This is a genomic window from Mesorhizobium sp. M7A.T.Ca.US.000.02.2.1 (assembly GCF_003996995.1).
Classification (GTDB): domain Bacteria; phylum Pseudomonadota; class Alphaproteobacteria; order Rhizobiales; family Rhizobiaceae; genus Mesorhizobium.
The window spans coordinates 1-562 of the sequence record NZ_RZTT01000879.1 but is presented as its reverse complement, the minus strand read 5'-3'; the positions used below and the strand labels follow the sequence as shown (position 1 = coordinate 562).

The window sequence follows — 562 nt, the reverse complement described above, 5'->3', positions numbered from 1 at the left end:
CTCCAGCTGCCGCCAGGCCGTGCCGACAACAGCAGAGGCAGGCCGGTTCCCGGTTGCCACCTGGTCGAGCTCGTCCTCGATCGCGGCCGTGAAATCGTAGTCCGCGAAGCGGCACTTGCCGCGCACTGCGTTCACCAACGCTTCGCCGGTTTTCGTCGGAACCAGGTGCTTGCCCTTCGGACCGCCCAGCACGACGTAACTGCGCGCCTGGATGTTGCCGATGATCGACGCATAGGTGGACGGTCGGCCGATCCCGAGGGCTTCCAGCTTCTTCACCAGCCCCGCCTCGGTGTACCGCTTCGGCGGCTCGGTTTTCTTGTCCAACCTCCGGCCTGTCTCGGCCACCACTTCGGCGCCGACGGCCAGCACCGGAATCGGATTGGACAGCTCGGCCTCGGCGTCGCTTTCGCCCTCCTTCGTCCTTCGCATCGCCCGCGTAAATCACCCGCCAGCCGCGATCGACCAGCACCCGGCCCTTAGCCTCGAATTCCGGCACCTTGCCGTTCACCGGCTGGCCGTCCACGGCGCGCAGCTGCACCTTGCGGGTCGCATAGGTTGCATC

At 66.7% G+C, this 562-nt stretch carries 1 protein-coding gene; it reads right to left on the bottom strand.

Annotated features, from left to right (window positions below; genetic code table 11):
• On the bottom strand, window positions 1–429 hold a 429-nt coding region (locus EOD15_RS35255; protein WP_148129851.1), incomplete at its 3' end, for a DNA topoisomerase.
• Window positions 430–562 lie beyond the last annotated feature (133 nt).